Raw genomic sequence first — 17,386 nt, forward strand, 5'->3', positions numbered from 1 at the left:
TAGGCAAATCGCGGCGCCTGCCCTACAATTGCTGTACCGCACAACAACCAGGCGCCATCACGTGATTTCCAAGCCCGCAATCCTGGCGGTTTCCGCCGCCGTGGCGGCCGCCATCGCCGGCGGCTACCACCTGTCCCGCCGTCCCGCCCAGCCGCCTTCCGCCCCGTCCACCCAATCGGCGGCCGCGCCGGCGGCGCTTCGGCAGACCGACGCCCTGGCGTCCCAGCTCAAGGACATCCTGGCCGCCTACCGCAAGACCATCGTGCTGCTGGCCGACGAACAGGGCATGACGCCGGGGGAGCGGGCGCAGGCCACGGCGGTGGGGCAGGGCCTGTTCCACGACAACCAGGAGCGCATCGCCCAGGCCGACGCGGCGCTGGCCGCGCTGGCGGGATCGGGCGGCGCGGAACGCCACGGCAAGCTGGCCGCGCTGCTGGACTATATAGAAGCCGATCCCGCGCTCTACGACGCGGACCGCCTGGCATTCCGCGAACTGCTGCAGTCGCTGCAGGGGCATGTGGCGCGCGACAGCTCGCTGCCCGCCATCAAGCTGCACAAGCGCATCTCGGAGGACATGGACGCGCTGGCCGAGATCGAGCGCAACTACGACAAGGAGATCCGCCAGATCTTCGGGCGCTACGAACAGCGCGGCATCGCGCTCAAGCGCGAGCGCTGGGACGACTATGTCGCGCACCTGAAAAAGCTGTACAGCCGCGAGGCCATCCTCAAGGAATACGGCGTGGTGATGCCCTACCAGGGACCGCAGCCGGGCGGCGAACCGGCGCCGGCGCCGCCGGCGGCGGACACCGGCAAGGCCGAGGAGGGCGAGATCTTCGGCACCTCGCTGCCGAAAAAGACGGTGGTGCTGACCTTCGACGACGGCCCGCACAAGCGCTACAGCGAGGAGATCGGCGCCATCCTCAAGCAGTACGGCGTGCCCGCCGTGTTCTTCAACGTGGGCCGCAACCTGGGCAGCCTGGACGAGGCCCGCAAGCCCAAGCTGAACGGCGGCGCGGAGGTCAGCCGCAAACTGAAGGCGGCAGGCTACACGCTGGCCAACCACAGCTTCAGCCACGCGCAGTTGTCCAAGCAGACCGGCGGCAAGCTGCAGGCCGAGATCCTCGACACCGACGTGCTGCTGAAGGCCATCGACGCCGACCGCTCGCCGCTGTTCCGCTTCCCCTACGGCGCCCGCAACAGCGAGGGCATGGCCGCGCTGGACCAGGCCAGGCTGAAATCCGTGATGTGGAACATCGACTCGCTGGATTGGGCCGACCCCGTGCCCAGCTCGATCGCCGACCGCGTGCTGAAAACGGTGGACAAGGAAGGGCGCGGCATCATCCTGTTCCATGACATCCACGAGCGCACCGTGAAGGCGCTGCCCGCCATCCTGGACCGGCTGGTGGCCGAGGGCTACCAGTTCGCGGGCTGGGACGGCAGCCGCTTCAAGGTGGCCGGCTCCGCGTCCGCGCCGGAGGCCGCGCCGGTGGCGGCGGGCTACGGCAATTCCTGGGCCATCGTGGTCGGCATCGACGACTACGCCAAATGGCCCAAGCTGCAGTACGCGGTGCGCGACGCGCAAGGCGTGCGCCAGACGCTGATCGACAAATTCGGCTTCGCGGCCGAGCGCGTGGTGACGCTGAAGAACGGCGAGGCCACCCGCAATGGCATCCTCGGCGCCTTCCACGACAAGCTGGCCCATGGCGGCGTGCAGCGCAACGACCGCATCTTCGTGTTCTTCGCCGGCCATGGCGCCACGCGCAAGCTCAGTTCCGGGCGCGACCTGGGCTACATCGTGCCGGTGGACGCGGATCCGAACCAGCTCGCGACCGACGCGATTCCGATGACGGAGATCCAGAACATCGCCGAAAGCCTGAACGCCAAGCACGTGCTGTTCGTGATGGACGCCTGCTACAGCGGGTTGGGATTGACGCGCGGCGGCGGCTCGGCCTCCTTCCTGCGCGACAACGCCAAGCGCATCGGCCGGCAGATGCTCACAGCCGGCGGCGGCGACCAACTGGTGGCCGATGGCGGCCCGAACGGCCACTCGGTCTTCACCTGGACCTTGCTGCAAGGCTTGGGCGGCAAGGGCGACTTGAATGGCGATGGCCTCATCACCGCCACCGAGCTGGCGGCCTACGTGGCGCCGGCCGTGGCGGGTGTCTCCAGCCAGACGCCGGCCTTCGGCAGCCTGCCCGGGTCGGAGGGCGGCGACTTCGTGTTCGAGCTGCCCGCGGAGACCGAATTCCTGGGCGCGGCCACCGCGCAGCTGTCCAACGACGCGATCGCGATGAACTCGCGGCTGGAGGCGTCCGGGCAACCTGCCGCCGCGCAGATCGCAGCCGCGCAGGCGCCCGCGGCGCGGCCGGTTCCCGTCACCGTGAAAGACCTGCAAGGCAACGAGCAAAAGATCATCCCGCCCGCCGCCGTCCCGGTGTCGGCCCGCCTGCTGGCCCAGCGCGCCAACGACCGGGGCCTGCAGCTGTACAAGGAGAAGCAGTATGCCGCGGCGGAGGCGCAGTTCACCGAAGCCCTCAAGCTGCGCACCGATTTCGCGCTGGCCGCGAACAACCTCGGCTTCGTGTTCTATAAACAGGACCGCTACAAGGAGGCCGCGCGCTGGTTTGAAAACACCATCCGCATAGACCCCTCGCGCGCCATCGCTTACCTGAACCTGGGCGACGCCAGCGCGCGCTCCGGCGACACGGCCCGCGCCAAGTCCGCCTACAACACCTATCTCGCGTTGGCGCCGGCCGGCGGCGGCGCCGCGTACGCGAAACAACAGTTGGAGAAGCTGTAATGGCGCATTTCCACCTGGCCTGGGAACTGGGCGGCGGGCTGGGACACGCCGGCCGGTTGAAAATGATCGCCCAGGCCCTGCTGGCGCGCGGCCACCAGGTCAGCCTGGGCCTGCGCGACCTGGGCCAGACCTACAACGTGCTGGCGGACCTGGACGTGGCCAAGTTCCAGGCCCCCGTGTGGCTGCACCGCACCGAGGGCATGCCGCCCAACCAGGCCAGCCTGGCCGAGGTCTTGCTGACCTGCGGCTACCTGGAGCCGCGCGGCTTGGCGGGAATGGTCGATGGATGGCGCTCGCTGTTCACCCAGCTGAAGCCGGACCTGCTGGTGGCCGATTACGCCCCCACCGCGATCCTGGCCGCCCGCACCATGGGCATGCGCAGCGCGTCCATTGGCATCGCGTTCTCCAGCCCGCCGCCGCGCCAGCCGCTGCCATGCCTGCGCGACTGGGAGGGCATACCGCCCCAGCGGCTGGCGTCCGCCGAGGCGCGCGTGCTGAAGGTGGCCAACGGCGTGCTGTCGCATCATCGCGCCGCGCCGTTCGCCTGGGCCGCCGACCTGCTGCTGGGCGACGCGCAGTTGCTGAACTCGTGGCCGGAACTGGACCAGTATGGGCGCCCGCCATCCTCGGTGGCCTGGCACGGACCCCTTTTCCTGCCGAGCACCGGCGTGAAGCCGCAATGGCCGGTCGGCGAGGGGCCGCTGGTGTTCGCCTATTTGCGGACTGTCGATCCCAATCACGCCGCGGTGCTGGCCGCGCTGGCGCGGGAGCCTTGCCGCGTGCTGTGCTATCTGCCGGAAGTGGCGGCGGGCAGGGCGCCGCCGGTGATGTCGCCGAACATCGCCTACGCCAGCGGCCCGGTCGCCATGGGGGACGCGCTGGCGGCGGCGCAGCTGTTCGTGACGCACGCCGGGGATTCCACCGCCCAGGCGCTGCTGGCCGGCGTGCCGGTGATGATGCTGCCCATGCAGCTGGAACAGTTCCTGACCGCGCGCCGGATCGCGGCGGCGGGCATGGGCGTCAACACCGCCGCATTGCCGCCGCCCTCGGACTGGGGCAAGGCCGTGCGGCACATGTTGTCCACGCCGGATTACGCCGCCGCCGCGCAAGCCTTCGCCGCCCGGCACGCCGGATACACCGCGGCCAAGGGCGCCGCCGACATGGCGCTGACTCTCGAGGATTTGGCGCGCGTGCACTAGACCAGCAGCACGTGTCCGCGGCGGATGGACGCAATGGCCAGCGCCGCGAGAATGAGTGCGGTGGCGATGCCAAACGTCAGCCGCATGCCGGCCGCCGCGGCCACCGTGACGGCCACCCCGTCCGCCGATCCCAGCGCGTACACCGCGCCCATGACCGAGGCCCCCGTGACCAGCCCCAGATTGCGCGACAGGTTGAGCAGGCCGGAGACGACGCCTCGCCGCTCCGGCAGAACGTCCGCCATGACTGCCGTGTTGTTGGCCGCCTGCAGCAGCGCGTAACCGGCGGTGACGACGGCGAGCGGCGCGATATACCCGGCCACGCCGTGCGCCGCCGCGATGGTCGCCAGCAGCGCCGCCCCGGTGGCCATGGCCATCAAACCGGCGATGGCCGCGCGGCCGGCGCCGAAGCGGTCCACCAGCCACCCCGCCGGCACACCCGCGAGCGCGGCGACGATCGGGCCGGTGGACATGACGAGCCCGACCCGCGCCGCGTCCAGCGCCAGCGCTCCGGACAGGTAGAAGGGTCCGACCACCAGCGTTGCCATCACCACGGTGGTGGCCAGCGCGCTCATGGCGAAGCCCGCCTTCAAGACCGGGTCGCGAAACATCGCCAGCGGTATCAGCGGCGATGCCGATTTGGCCTCCGCCCGCATGAACAGTCCGGCGCCGCACAGGGCCGCGCCCAGCAAGCCCGCGTTGATGGCGCCGAAACCGCCGTGTCCCACCGTCATGGCGAGGGCGTAGGCGGCCAGCGTCAAGGCAAGCAACAGCGTGCCGGCGTGATCGAATTCCGGGCGCCCGGTCCTTGGCCCGTCCGCCGGAAGGAAACGGTACGCCAGGACCAGTGCGAGCGCGCCCAGCGGCACGCAGACCTGGAAGAGCGCGGGCCAGCCGAACCAGGCGATCAGCGCGCCGCCCAGCGTGGGACCGAGCGCTGTGCCGACGGCGGACATGGTGCCCAGCAGCCCCATGGCGCCGCCCGTCTTCTCCTTGGGCACGGCGCCGGCGACAAACGCCATGGTCAGCGCCATCATGACGGCCGCCCCGGCGCCCTGGATGGCGCGCGCCGCGATCAGCAGCGCAAGCGACGGCGCGAGGGCGCACATGGCGGAGCCGGCGGTGAACACGGAGATGCCGCCGAGCATCAAACGGCGGCGGCCGACGAGGTCGCCGAGCCGTCCCGCGCCGACCACCAGGCTGGTCACCGTGAGCAGGTAGGCCAGCACCACCCACTGGACTTGCTGGAACGGGGCCTCGAAGGCCCGCGCCAGCGTGGGCAGGCCGACGTTGGCGATGCTGGTGCCCAGCGAGGACAGCAGCATGGACAGGGCGAGGCTGGCCAGCGTCCAGCGCACAGAAGGCGCGCTTTTGGAGCTTGCCGCCGCCGTGCCGGCTTGGTTTGCGATGATGGGTTTCAAGGGAGGTCCTTCTTGTGGGTACACTCCTTCGAACATTACGCCGCCACGTGGCATGGCGGAAGACGCAGCATTTGCACTTTATACGTGCATTAGACGCCATATCAGGAATTGGCGCGTTACAATCCGGCATGTCCATCCCTGATCTCAACCTGCTGATCACCCTCGACGCCGTGCTGGCCGAGGGCAGCGTCGCGGGCGCTGCCCGGCGCTTGCGGCTCAGCCCATCCGCGATGAGCCGGGCGCTGGCGCGTTTGCGGGACACCACGGGCGATCCGCTGCTGGTGAGGGCGGGGCGCGGCCTGGTTCCGACGCCCCGCGCGCTGGAACTACGCGAACGCGTCGGCCCGCTGGTCCTGGAGGCGGAGGCGGTGCTCCGGCCCGCCGAGCAGTTGGACATCGCGAAGCTGACCCGGACATTCACGCTGCGCACGCGCGAAGGCTTCGTCGAGAACTTCGGCGCGGACCTCGTCGCGCGCGCCCACGCGGAGGCGCCCGGCGCGCGCCTGTGCTTCGTGCAAAAGCTGGACAAGGAAAGCGCGTCCCTGCGCGACGGCAGCGTCGATCTGGAAACGGGCGTGGTGGGGAAGGTGACCGGGCCGGAAGTGCGGGTGCAGGCGCTGTTCAGGGACAGGTTCATCGGCGTCGTGCGCCAGGGGCATGCCTTGTGCGTCGGCGACGTCACGCCCGCCCGCTATGCGGCGGGCCGGCATATCAGCGTCTCGCGCAGGGGACTGGCCAAGGGGCCGATCGACGAGGCGCTGCTGGGTCTCGGGCTGGAGCGCGACATCGCCACCATCGTCGGCGGGTTCACGTCGGCGCTGGCGCTGGCGCGTGGTTCGGACCTGATCGCCAGCGTGCCGGAGCGGCACACGGGCAAGCTGCGCGATGGCATGCACGGTTTCCCGCTGCCCGTCCCGGCGCAGGAAATCACCGTGTCCATGCTGTGGCACCCGCGCATGGACGCCGATCCGGCCCATCGCTGGCTGCGGGGCCTGGTGCGCGACACCTGCGGCGCGGTGCGCTGACCGGGCCGGCGGACGCGGCCTATTTGGGCCGCGCCGGGCGGATATCCGCGTCAGGCTTGCGCAACTCTCCCGCCCGCAGCTTCTTCACCGCCACCGCCACCGCGGCGGCCACGTTGCACACCTCCTGCTGGAACTTGTCATCCTTTTCCAGCACGTCGTGGCTTTCGGCGTAGGACTCGTAATAGCCGAGATAGCGGTCCAGCTTGGCCTGCCTGCCCGCGTCGATCAATCCCATCCACTCCAGCCAGTCCGCCAGGTTGCGGCGCAGGCTTTCGATGCCCGCCACGTCGCCATGCACCACCAGCCCGAACGCGCGGTCCTTCAAATGCTTGGGATAGTCCCAGCCCGCCATTTCAATCGCCTTGGCTTCCACCGCCTTCTTGCCATGGGTGGTGGTGGGATCGGGATTGCCGCCGTCGGCGCACACCAGGCGGTCTATCATCAGCTTCAGCGGGCTGGGCGCCTGGTACCAGTACACCGGCGTGAGGATGATGACGCCGTGCGCCGCGACCCACTGCTCGTAGATGGCGTTCATGCCGTCGTTGGTCTGCCGCGTCGCGTGGTTGGGATAGCAGCTGTACGGCCAATGGCACAGCGGCATCGCCGTCGAAACGCAGCCCTTGCAGGGGTGGATGTGCTGGTCGTAGCCGGAGGTCAGCAGGCTCAGGTCCAGGATATCGACCTCGATTTCCCGCGCCTCCAGCGTCGAGCGCGCCCATTGCGTCATGCGCCAGGTCTTGGACATTTCGCCGGGACAAGTGCCGTCGTTGCGCGACGAGGCGCAGATCAGCAGCACCCGCGAGCGCGATGCGGGATCCTTCTGGACCCGCTCCGCCGCCAGCAGGCGGTCGCGCGTGGCGCGCCATTCGTCCGACAATTCGTAGGCGGGATCGGCGAACCCTTCGCCGGCGGCATGCTTGTGGGGCGCCTTGCGGCCCTCGTGATAGTTCCGCCAGGCCACTTCCTCGACCTGGTCCAGCGCCTCGCGCACCTGGTCGAACGTGGGATCGAGGAAGGAGCGGCGGAACTGCAGGTGGAACTCCTGGCGCTCCAGCGGGGCGGGCGCCTGGCCCTTGCGGATTTCGGTCATCACAGTCTCCGGTGGTTCACAACAGCTTGCCACCCGGGACGGGAATGCTCTGTACGCCAGCGTACCGAGTCGCCGGGCCCGTGTTGTTGTAAAAATGGAACGGATAAATCCAGTCGGAAAGACCAGTGCGTCAGCGGCCGGCTTGTGAAGAAAGCCATACGGATTAGCGACTTAAGCGTAGCTCCCCGCCCTGCGGAGTGTTAAATATTGCCGATTCACAATGTTGCGAATCGATCCACCCGCCAGTACACTCGGCCGTAAAGATCAGTACCCCAGCGCAGCGGCCACAAGCTTTCTGCCATTAATTCCGAACGGATGTACCTACACGTGTATTCGCAAAAGCAAATCGATCCAGTGGTGAGTTTCCTGAACGCGCAAGGCGCGCCGGTCCGGGGCACGATAGTCAAGCTGCGGCGCGAGGCGCTGGTGATGGAGGTGTACGACCCGCCCGCCATCGCGCAAATCAGCGAGCTCGCGCGGGCGTTGACGATAAGGCTGGGCGCCCGGGACGCCTATGTCGGCAAGGCGGTGGTCGTCGGCCTCGTCAACACCGGCCTGGCGGCCATGGTCACGCTGCGGCTGATGGACGCGTGGCGCGAACCGATCGAACTGGAGGACCGCCCGCCGGCGCCCGGCGCCGCGGGCCTGGCGTCGGCCGGCTTCGTGCGCGAGTGGGACGAGCGTCCCCGCATCCGTCCCGGCTACCAGGGCGCCGTGCACGAGGCCCGCGCTTTTCTGGCCGACATGGCGCGCTGGGCGGAGCGGGTGGACCTGGCCCCCGCGCTGCCGCGAGACGAGGACGGCCGCCTGCGCGCGGACGTGTTCATGGAGTTGGCCGCTCCCCTGGCCCTGCGCATCGGCCACCATCTGGACCGGCTCGACGCCGAAGCCGCCGGTGTGGAAGAGGAAGACTGCGCCGCGCACCGGGCCTATGCGCAGTCCTGCCTGCATCCGCTGTTGCTGCGGGCGCCGTACCCGGCCCGCGCCCTTGCCAGGCCGCTGGGCCACGCGGGCGACCACCACATGGTGAACCAGTTGCTGGAAGACCCGCGGCAAGGTCCGGATACCCACTTCCAAATCGTGAACGCCGCCTTCCTGGACACGCCGTTGGCGCGGGCGCAGCGCAACCGCATCGACCTGCTGGTGGAATTCCTGCGCGGCCGGGCCGACGCCGCGCGCGCCACGGGCCGCCCGTTCCGGGTGCTGAGCCTGGGCTGCGGCCCGGCGGTCGAAGTGCAGCGCTTCCTGCGGGAGTATGACGAGCCGCACTGGCTGTCGTTCGAACTGCTGGACTTCAGCGAGGCGGCGCTGGCCTGGACCCGCGAGCGCCTGGCGCCCCTGAACGCCAGCCTGCCGCGCCAGGTGGACATGGCGTACGCGCACGAAGCGGTGCACCGGCTGCTGCTGCGTCCCGTCGATGGCGGCCACTCCAGCTGGGAATTCGACGTCGCCTACTGCGCCGGCCCCTTCGATTACCTGACCGACAAGGTCTGCGCCAGGCTGACGGCGTATCTCGGCGCCCGCCTGCGCGGCGGTGGAAGCCTGCTGGTCGCCGGCACCCACACCGGCAATCCGGTGCGGCACGCGCTGGCGCATTTGCTGGAGTGGCACCTGGTCCACCGCGACGAGACGGCGATGGAGCGCCTGCTGCCGCCCGAGGCGCGGGAACGGCGGCTGTACACGGACGCCACCGGCGTCAATGTCGTCGCCGAAGCCACCTGGCTGTGATCCGGCGTGATTGAAGAGTTCAACAACAACTACGAGGCGGCGTTGCGCGCGTACCGCCTGCGCTTCAGCCGGGGCGTCGCCTACACCAGCATCGTGCTGGTGATGCTGGGCGTGGGCCTGGACTACAGCCTGTATCCGGAGGAGCGCTTCAACTTCGCCATGGCGCGGGCTCTGGTGTCCGGCCTGGTGCTGGGCGCGGTGGGCCTGCTGGACACCGAATGGGGCCAGCGCAACGTGCAGCGCCTGACCTGCGGCTGGCTGATGCTGCCGCAGCTGATGATAGGCTGGATGATCCAGCAGACCGAGGGCGCGAACTCCATCTACTACGCGGGCCTGAACCTGGCCGTGTTCGCGTCCGGCATCGCGCTGCAGTTCAGCGTGCGGCAATGCCTGGTGCTGGGCGGCCTGACCTATCTTGTCTATTTCGTCGCCTGTTACACCCATCCGGCCGGCGCCGAGTGGCGGGGCGCGTTCGCTGTCAATTCCCTGCTGCTGGGCTTCACGGCCGTCGCCAGCGCCATGTGCGCATTCTACAACGAGCAGGCGCGCTTCATGATGCTGCAGCTGAAGGGCGAGCTGGCCGACAAGAACAGCCAGCTCAAGCAGATCAACCGCGACCTGGCCGACATCAAGGGCCAGATGCTGCAGCAGGAAAAAATGGCCGCCGTCGGCACGCTGGCGGCGGGCCTGCTGCACGAGGTGAACAATCCGGTGAACTTCTGCATGATGGCGATCGACGTCGCGCGCGGTGAGCCGGCCGCCAAGGCCAGCCCGGCGCTGATGGAATGCCTGACCGACGCCAGGGAAGGCATGCGGCGGGTGCAGTACATCGTGTCCGACCTGAAGACCTTCGCCTACCGCAAGCAGGGCAGCGCCCACGAAAGCGCGCGGTTCATGTTCGCGCGCGCGCTGGAGTCGGCGATACGGCTGGTGGCCCATGAGACCAAGGACGTGAAGATCGAGCGCGACATCGCCTGCGACACGCTGGTGCACGGCGACGAGGCGGGCATCATCGGGGTGCTGATCAACCTGCTCGGCAACGCGGCGCTGGCCATGCGCAAGGGCGGCAGCGCCAATCCGCACATCCACGTGGGCGCCGTGGCGCAGGGCGCGCGGCTGAAGGTGACGGTGCGCGACAACGGCCCCGGCATCCGGCCGGAGCACCTGACGCGCGTGTTCGACCCCTTCTTCACCACCCGCGAGGTCGGCCAGGGCCTGGGCCTGGGGCTGAGCATCAGCTACGGCGTGATCCAGCGCCACGGCGGCACGCTGAGCGCCGACAGCGCGCTCGGGCTGTGGACCCAGTTCAGTTTCGACCTGCCGCGCGTGACCGCCGCTTAACCCATTGCCCACACAAGGAACGAGCATGACCGAAGCCACCCAACAGAATCCGGCCATCCTGTACGTCGACGACGAGCCCACCGCCCTCAAGTACTTCCAGCGCGCGATGGGCGCGCTGGCGCCGGTGATCACGGCCGCCTCGGTCGAGGAGGGCAGGCGGCTGCTGGACGCGTACGCGGACCGCGTCGCGGTGCTGGTGTCGGACCAGCGCATGCCCGGCGGCTACGGCAACGAGCTGCTGGGCCACGCGTGGGAGCGCCATCCGCACGTGGTGCGCATACTGACCACCGCGTATTCCGAGATGGAGCACACGGTGGAGGCGGTCAACCAGGGGCGCATCCACCGCTACATCCAGAAACCGTGGGACATCGAGGCCCTGCGCATGGAGCTGAGGCAGGCGCTGGAACTGGCGCGGCTGCGCAGGGAGCACGCGCAACTGCTGCGCGAGAAGCTGCTGGTGCGGCAAAAGCAGGTGACCACCGCGCGCATCGGCGCCGTGTACGCGCTCGGCGCCACCATCGCCGGGCAGGTGTCCTTCCTGCCGGTGGAGACCTACCTGTCGGCCGCGCTGGCGGCGGGCTTGACGCCGCCCGAGCCGGACTGGCTGCTGATCGACCATTCGGACCTGACCAGTTCCGAGGCCTTCCGCGGCGCCGCCTTCGGGCTGGCCGTGCGCGAGCACCTGGACGCCATGGCCAGGCGCTGTCCGGACGCGCAGCCGAGGCGCATCCTGGGCATGATGGTGGAGACCTTCGGCGACAGCTGCGGCCAGCTGGGCGACAACGGCGTGCTGTTCCACAAGCCTTCCGAACTGGCCGAGTTCCTGGAGACGCCGAGCGGCGACGTGGTGTCGTCGCAGCACGCGTTCTGGCTGGCGGCGCTGCTGTGGCTGGGGCGCCATGGCTGGTCGCTGCGCATCTCGGCGGGAGAGGGCGGCGGCGTCCAGGGCAGGCTGGAGCAGGCCGACGAGATGATGACGCCGGCGCAGCTGGCGGCGTGGGTGGAACGGTTTTAGCCGGGCCGCTACCCCTTCTTCATCAAGTCCATCAGCGCGATCACCGTCGCCTCCACCCCGGTGCGCACCGACTGCTCCGGCGTGATCTTGAAAATGCCGCTGTGATGCCCCGGCACCGGCGGCCCGCCCGCCTTGGCCGCGTCCAGCGCCGCCCTCGGCGTGCCGCCCACGCGGAAGTACACGCTGGGGATGTAGGGCGAGGTGGTGAAGCCCGGGAAGTCCTCCGCGCCCATGCCCAGGCGCGGCGCCTCGGCGTCCATGATGTCGGCGCCCATCTTCTCCAACCACACCTGCTTCAGGCGGCGCGTCAGCGGGATGTCGTTGACGGTGGGCGGCGCGGGATCGTCCACCTCGCGCACGGTGGGCAGCTTGTCCTCGGCCACGCCGGCCGCGCGCGCCGTGTTCAGCGCCACGCGGCGTATGCCGTCCAGCAGCAGCTTGCGGGCGGCGGGGGACTCGCTGCGCACCGTCATCTGCAGCACGGCCTTGTCCGAAATGATGTTGGCCTTGGTCCCGGCGTGGAAGGAACCCACGGTGATCAGGCCCGGCTCGCGCGGCGGCAGGTCGCGGCTGACCAGCGCCTGCAAGCCCATGACGATTTGCGCGCCGATCACCACCGGGTCCTTGCCCGTGTGCGGACTGGCGCCGTGCGCGCCCACGCCGTGGATCTCGACCTCCACCGTGTCCGCGCCCGAATACGGCGAGCCCTCCAGCACCTCCAGCTTGCCCAGTTCGTGCGGCGAGGACACGTGGAAGGCCAGCGCGTAGTCGGGCTTGCCGAAGCGCTGCCACAGATTGTCCTTCATCATGGCGATGGCGCCGCCCACACGCTCCTCGGCGGGCTGGCCGATCAGCATCAGCGTGCCCGACCATTGCGACTTGCGGGCCGCCATCTGGTGCGCCGTGCCCACCAGGCTGGTGATGTGGACGTCGTGGCCGCAGGCGTGCATGACGGGGAAGAGGTTGCCCTCGCGGTCCTTCTGCGTCACCTTGGACGCGTTCGGCAGGCCGGATTTCTCCTCCACCGGCAGGCCGTCCATGTCCGCGCGCATCATCACCATCGGGCCGGGGCCGTTTTTCATGATGGCCACCACGCCGGTGCCGCCGACGCGCTCGGTCACCTGGAAGCCGGCCGCGCGCAGTTCCTGCGCCAGGCGCGCCGCCGTCTTGGTCTCCATGAAGGACAGCTCGGGGTTGCGGTGGAAATAGTCGAACAGCGGGGCGAGATTCTGCGCATAGTCGCGCGCGACGGCCTGGTGCAGTTCCGACTCCGCCGCCAGCGCGGCGCCCTGGAACGCGCCCGCGCACGCCAATGCCATGATCAACCGTTTCATGTTCGTCCTTTCCACACAGTAATGATCAAACAATGTAGCATAGGACACCACGGAATGTGCGCTCAAGGCGTGGTGAATTTTGTATGATCGCCGATACCACAAATCCACCGGGAGTACTGTGATGCCACGAGGAGCCAGCCCCAAACGGGAACGCGAGTACAACGAGCTCGAAGAGAAGTTCGAGAAGGAAGGCCGCTACAAGGGCCGGGAAGAGGAAGTGGCGGCGCGCATCGTCAACAAGCAGCGCCGTGAACAAGGCGAGACCAAGGAGCAGAAGAAGACGGCGGCCCGGAAGGGCGGCGCCGGCGGCGAGCTGCCCATCGGCGACTACCAGAAGCTGACGGTGCCGGAGATCCGCAGCCGCCTGGACGAGCTCACCGCCGCCCAGCGGCGCAAGATCCGCAGCTTTGAGCTGGCGCACAAGCACCGCAAGGGCGTGCTGGAGGCGCTGGACAGACCGGCGAGATAATCCACCCATATAAAGGAGATCGACATGCTATATCGCGGCAGCTGCCATTGCGGCAATGTGAAGTTCGAAGTGGAGGGCGAGGTGACCGGCGCGCTTTCGTGCAATTGCTCCATCTGCCGCCGCAAGGGCGCGCTGCTGGCCTTCTTTCCGCGCGCCGCGCTCAAGCTGCTGACGCCGGAGGACGCGCTGGCGTCCTACACTTTCAACAAGCATGTGATCAGGCACCGCTTCTGCAAGACGTGCGGCATCCACCCGTACGGCGAGGGCGTGGACCAGAAGGGCAACGCCATGGCGGCGGTCAACCTCAACTGCCTGGAGGACTTCGAGCCGTCGTCGGTGCCGTTGCAGCACTACGACGGCCGGGCGCACTAAGTCAGCTGTCGCGTCATCCTTACGTTGGCGCGGGTGAGCCAGGGGTGGCGGGGGCGGCGGTCCTGCCCGGGTCGGGTGGCTCCACCGGCCGCAGCTGCCACGTGACCCGTCCAACCTCCCGCTCGCGCCAGATCTGCCGCGCCGTCACTTGATGGCTGTTGTCGCGCGCCTCGTCGGGGATCTGGACCAGCAGGCGCAGCGAGGTGCGGGACCTCGCCGGAAGCAGGATGTCGCCAAAACGCGACCGCCCGTGCGGGTTGACGGGGATGAGCGCCACTTGGCGTTCACCGTCGATGTCGACCCGCCCGACCTGGTGGCTCTGTTTGAGCAGTTCGTAGAACACCAGCGGCACCTCGAGCAGGCCCCTCGCGCCCTCGGGCAGTTTCAGCAATAGCTCCAGCGCCATGTCGCGGGCCTTGTCGGGCGCGCCCGGCATCAGGAACTTCAGCGCCTGGAAGCCCCTCGGGACCGTGGGATCGCCGATGTCGGGATTGTTGTCCTCGACGTTGAAGTTACGCGAGGTCACATTGTTGTTCTCCTGAATGAAACGCACGAAATTGTCCCAGTTCAGGAAGTCGGCCGGGGCGGGAGGCGGATCGGCGGAGTTGCCGATCAGCCCGACAAAGCAATAGTGGCCGGGACCGGGAATGTCCGCCTGGTTCCAGACGATGGCCGGCGCCACGGTCAGTTGCTCGCCTATGGGCACGGAGGGCAAGGTGGCGGTGCCCACCAGGGTCCACATGTCCGGCGTCACCAGCGTGGCCACCGGCGACCAATACACCGTCGCCTCGACGTTCGCGGCGGACGAGCCTCCCTGGTTCAATACGCGCACATAAATGAAATTGTCCTGGCCGGCTTCGGCCTCGTATCCGAGCATGGCGCTGTTCTCCGTCCCGCTGCCGGCCCCGAAGGCCAACTGGGGATCGGCCACCGGCGTCGGCCGCAGGATGATGTCCGGGCTCGCGCTCACCGCGCCGGTGTGCGGCTCGCCGGTGTCGCCGACGAAGTCGCGGATGTAGAGGTCGGGCGCGCTGTTGAAGACCGCGTCGAAAATATTGCGCAAATTCGGCATCACCCGGATCTGCGTCGTCTCGGTGGCGGCGGGTGGCGTGCCGGTCGCCGGATCGCTCAGCACGACGCGCACCTGGCGGGGGCTGAAGCGGGTGCCCAGCAGCGCCTCGGCGCGCCCTTGCACCGCCAGCGCCGCGCCGGTGATGATCGGGGACGCGCCGGACGTGCCGCCAAACCCCGTCGTGTAAATGTTGGTCGCCCCGGCCGAATCGGAGTTCAGGGTATTGATGTCCTGGCCCCAGGCATAGCAATCGATGCGCTTGCCGTGCGGCGCGTAGGGCAGGCGGGTGTGCGGCGCCGTCGAACTGGCCGCGGTGACGATGATCGCGCCGGAGTCGCGGAAGTCCGGATTGGCCGCGTCCCGGTTCAGGATGGCCCGTCCCGCCAGCGTCGTGTAGGTGTCCATGTTCAGTGGCGGCGTGGAGCCGTTGTTGGTGCCGTTCCCGCCGGCCTCCACCACGACGATACCCAGCGCCGTCGCCAGCCGGATGGCTTCGTACTCGGCATCGTAGGCCTCGATCGGCCCCAGCAGGCTGGTGCCATTGAGATAGACCTGCGCCTCCAGCAGCAGCACCTCGCCGAAGCCCAGGCTGGTGATCGCGGCCAGGATCGCGTCCGGGCGGGTGCTGCCGTTGAACGAGACCACGTTCACCGACGCGATGTTCGGAACGATGCCGACGCAGCCGACCGTGTTGTCCACCGCGCAGATTTCGCCCAGCACCGAGGTGCCGTGCGCGCGCGAACTGTTCAGTATCGTGCCATGCAACAGCGTCGCCCCGTGCGCGGCGATGTCTTCATGGTTCAGTGTCCAGCCCCGTTCCATGTCGATGAAGCCCTGCAAGGCGCCGTCGCCGCCCGCGAAGCCCCAGGCGTACTCGGCGTCGATGCCGTCCGGCGCGGGATCGAGGTAGCCCTGGTTCACGAAACGCGGATCGTCCGACCCGTTGACGAGCGGATCTGGCCCGGCCTGGTCGATATACGCGGTCTCGACACTGTTCCAGTTCAGCAGTGTCTTCACGAGCGCCATCAAGTCTGTTTCGGGTGGCGTGTCCGCGTAGTAGAAGGCGCCGAAGTCCGTCGCCCGGTAGCCCGGATCCATCCGCATCGCGCGGCGCGTCAGCTCCTGCAACTCGCCCGCGCCGAGATGGGTGAATACGGGGCTGAGCTTGATGCCGGGGAAAGCCCCGTTCAACTTCTTCCATGGACCGATGCCCGAGCGCTCGATCTGATCTTCAATGTTGGCCTGGCCGTCCAGGGCGACGCCCTCCCGAAACCGGATGACGACGCGCGGACGATCGAACCGCGCGTGGTTGGGTTGGTTGTCCCTGGCGCCAGTGTGGACCTGATTTTCCATTGTCTCCTCCATACACATCACTGATTAGCGGGCAATGCCGTGCGGGCGTCCGCAAGCCCGAAGGTTGGACTGCACGGAGGAGGATCGGTTCACGCAAGGGAGGGGCGGCCCGCTTCGGCCTTCCTCCAGCGGGACTGAACGCCTGAGGTCTCGCGTGGTCCAAGCTTTACTCAACAACGTCGAGACGAGTCGGGCCGATGTTGGGCGGTGGCACGGCGGTTCATGATCACTTCAACCCATGGAGGTTCATATGAGGCATTCCAATTCACAAAAACATCAGATCGTGTTTCGCAAGCTGGCCATCCCATGCGCCGCCATTGTCGCGGCGGCCTTGATGGGCGCGCTGCCCCGGGCCGCGCGGGCCGAGCAGGTCAACGGCGAACTGATGCTGGTCAACGCGAAAACGGCCAAGTGCCTGACGATCGCCGGCGGTGTCAGCACCGAGAACAACGTCGAATCCGTCCAGTTCGACTGTGACAGCGATCCGTCGCGCCGCTGGAGGTTGACGGAGACGGGCGGCGCGGGCATCTACCAGATCAGGAACGTGCCGACGGGGAAATGCCTGACGATCGCGGGCGGCGTGAGCACCGACAACAACGTGACGGCGCTGCAGTTCAACTGCGACGACCATCCGTCCCGCACCTGGCGCATCAGCGACGTGACCGGCAGCGGCCTGCACCAGATCAGGAACGTGCAGACCAACAAATGCCTGACCAATGCCGGCGGGGTGAGCACCGAGAACAATGTCAGGGCGCTGCAGTTCAACTGCGACACCGACATGTCGCGCCGCTGGACCATCAGGCTGAAGCTCTAGACGGGCGGTCGCCGGGCGCTAGCCCGGATATTTCATCAGTGAGTCTCTGCCCTGGCGAGATTCGGTGCAGAGGTGGCGAGGGTGCCCAGGTCGGCTGTTTTCGACGAGATTGAGGGGGAAATGGCAGCGCAAGACGCAATTTCCCCTACCCCCATTGTTTATAGCGTGCCGGGGACAGCACTTGTCATGCGCTATGGGGCCATTGCGCGAGCGGCGCTGATGAAGACGTGCTTGAGGGGATGCTGCGAGGCAAGCAGCACGCGCACGCGGCGGGTGTTGCGCACGATGGCCGCGCCGATTTTGAGCAGCTTGACGCGGATCGTCGCGGTGCAGGCTCGGGCCAGTTCGGTGCCGGC

General features: G+C 68.3%; 14 protein-coding genes. 9 read left to right on the top strand and 5 right to left on the bottom strand.

Annotated features, from left to right (window positions below; genetic code table 11):
• Window positions 1-61: 61 nt before the first annotated feature.
• Complete coding sequence (locus BM436_RS32350; RefSeq protein ID WP_229490936.1) at window positions 62-2,800, top strand: polysaccharide deacetylase family protein; 2,739 nt, start codon at window positions 62-64, stop codon at window positions 2,798-2,800.
• The gene (locus tag BM436_RS32355; protein ID WP_093560616.1) at window positions 2,800-3,999 is read left to right on the top strand and encodes a glycosyltransferase; all 1,200 of its coding nucleotides are present in this window, start codon (window positions 2,800-2,802) and stop codon (window positions 3,997-3,999) included. The genes BM436_RS32350 and BM436_RS32355 overlap by 1 nt, the downstream gene beginning before the upstream one ends.
• On the opposite strand, the gene BM436_RS32360 is transcribed toward BM436_RS32355, so the two are convergent.
• Entirely contained in the window at window positions 3,996-5,417 is a 1,422-nt protein-coding gene (locus tag BM436_RS32360) for an MFS transporter (RefSeq protein ID WP_229490938.1), read from the bottom strand. The genes BM436_RS32355 and BM436_RS32360 overlap by 4 nt on opposite strands.
• 128 nt (window positions 5,418-5,545) lie before the next feature.
• Here BM436_RS32360 and BM436_RS32365 point away from each other — a divergent pair, with 128 nt between their 5' ends.
• Complete coding sequence (locus BM436_RS32365) at window positions 5,546-6,442, top strand: LysR family transcriptional regulator (RefSeq protein WP_093560618.1); 897 nt, start codon at window positions 5,546-5,548, stop codon at window positions 6,440-6,442.
• Window positions 6,443-6,461: 19 nt separating this feature from the next.
• Here the strand turns inward: BM436_RS32365 and BM436_RS32370 are convergent, their stop codons facing one another.
• Window positions 6,462-7,532, bottom strand: coding sequence for a flavodoxin family protein (locus BM436_RS32370; protein ID WP_093560620.1), 1,071 nt, complete (start codon window positions 7,530-7,532; stop codon window positions 6,462-6,464).
• 327 nt (window positions 7,533-7,859) lie between these two features.
• On the opposite strand from BM436_RS32370, the gene BM436_RS32375 reads away from it, so the two are divergent.
• Genes BM436_RS32375 through BM436_RS32385 form a run of 3 tightly spaced genes read left to right on the top strand, consistent with a single transcriptional unit; the run spans window position 7,860 to window position 11,616 of the window.
• On the top strand, window positions 7,860-9,260 hold the full coding sequence (locus BM436_RS32375; RefSeq protein ID WP_093560641.1) for a class I SAM-dependent methyltransferase: 1,401 nt from the start codon (window positions 7,860-7,862) through the stop codon (window positions 9,258-9,260).
• A gap of 6 nt (window positions 9,261-9,266) precedes the next feature.
• Window positions 9,267-10,601, top strand: coding sequence for a sensor histidine kinase (locus tag BM436_RS32380; RefSeq protein WP_229490940.1), 1,335 nt, complete (start codon window positions 9,267-9,269; stop codon window positions 10,599-10,601).
• A gap of 25 nt (window positions 10,602-10,626) precedes the next feature.
• On the top strand, window positions 10,627-11,616 hold the full coding sequence (locus tag BM436_RS32385; RefSeq protein WP_093560622.1) for a response regulator: 990 nt from the start codon (window positions 10,627-10,629) through the stop codon (window positions 11,614-11,616).
• 8 nt (window positions 11,617-11,624) lie between these two features.
• Here BM436_RS32385 and BM436_RS32390 read toward each other — a convergent pair whose 3' ends face one another.
• Entirely contained in the window at window positions 11,625-12,950 is a 1,326-nt protein-coding gene (locus BM436_RS32390; RefSeq protein WP_093560624.1) for an amidohydrolase, read from the bottom strand.
• Window positions 12,951-13,071: 121 nt separating this feature from the next.
• On the opposite strand from BM436_RS32390, the gene BM436_RS32395 reads away from it, so the two are divergent.
• Window positions 13,072-13,419 carry a hypothetical protein gene (locus BM436_RS32395; protein ID WP_093560626.1) on the top strand — a complete coding sequence of 116 codons (348 nt, stop codon included), beginning with the start codon at window positions 13,072-13,074 and terminating at the stop codon, window positions 13,417-13,419.
• Between the two features lie 24 nt (window positions 13,420-13,443).
• Window positions 13,444-13,791, top strand: a complete 348-nt coding sequence (locus tag BM436_RS32400) for a GFA family protein (RefSeq protein ID WP_093560628.1) — start codon at window positions 13,444-13,446, stop codon at window positions 13,789-13,791.
• Between the two features lie 19 nt (window positions 13,792-13,810).
• On the opposite strand, the gene BM436_RS32405 is transcribed toward BM436_RS32400, so the two are convergent.
• The gene (locus BM436_RS32405; RefSeq protein WP_177307704.1) at window positions 13,811-16,216 is read right to left on the bottom strand and encodes a S8 family serine peptidase; all 2,406 of its coding nucleotides are present in this window, start codon (window positions 16,214-16,216) and stop codon (window positions 13,811-13,813) included.
• 250 nt (window positions 16,217-16,466) lie between these two features.
• On the opposite strand from BM436_RS32405, the gene BM436_RS32410 reads away from it, so the two are divergent.
• Complete coding sequence (locus tag BM436_RS32410; protein WP_093560632.1) at window positions 16,467-17,030, top strand: RICIN domain-containing protein; 564 nt, start codon at window positions 16,467-16,469, stop codon at window positions 17,028-17,030.
• Window positions 17,031-17,221: 191 nt separating this feature from the next.
• Here BM436_RS32410 and BM436_RS32415 read toward each other — a convergent pair.
• On the bottom strand, window positions 17,222-17,386 hold a 165-nt coding region (locus tag BM436_RS32415), incomplete at its 5' end, for a transposase (RefSeq protein WP_177307706.1).

Origin of the sequence: Pseudoduganella namucuonensis (assembly GCF_900116645.1) — a bacterium.
GTDB classification, from domain to species: domain Bacteria; phylum Pseudomonadota; class Gammaproteobacteria; order Burkholderiales; family Burkholderiaceae_D; genus Rugamonas; species Rugamonas namucuonensis.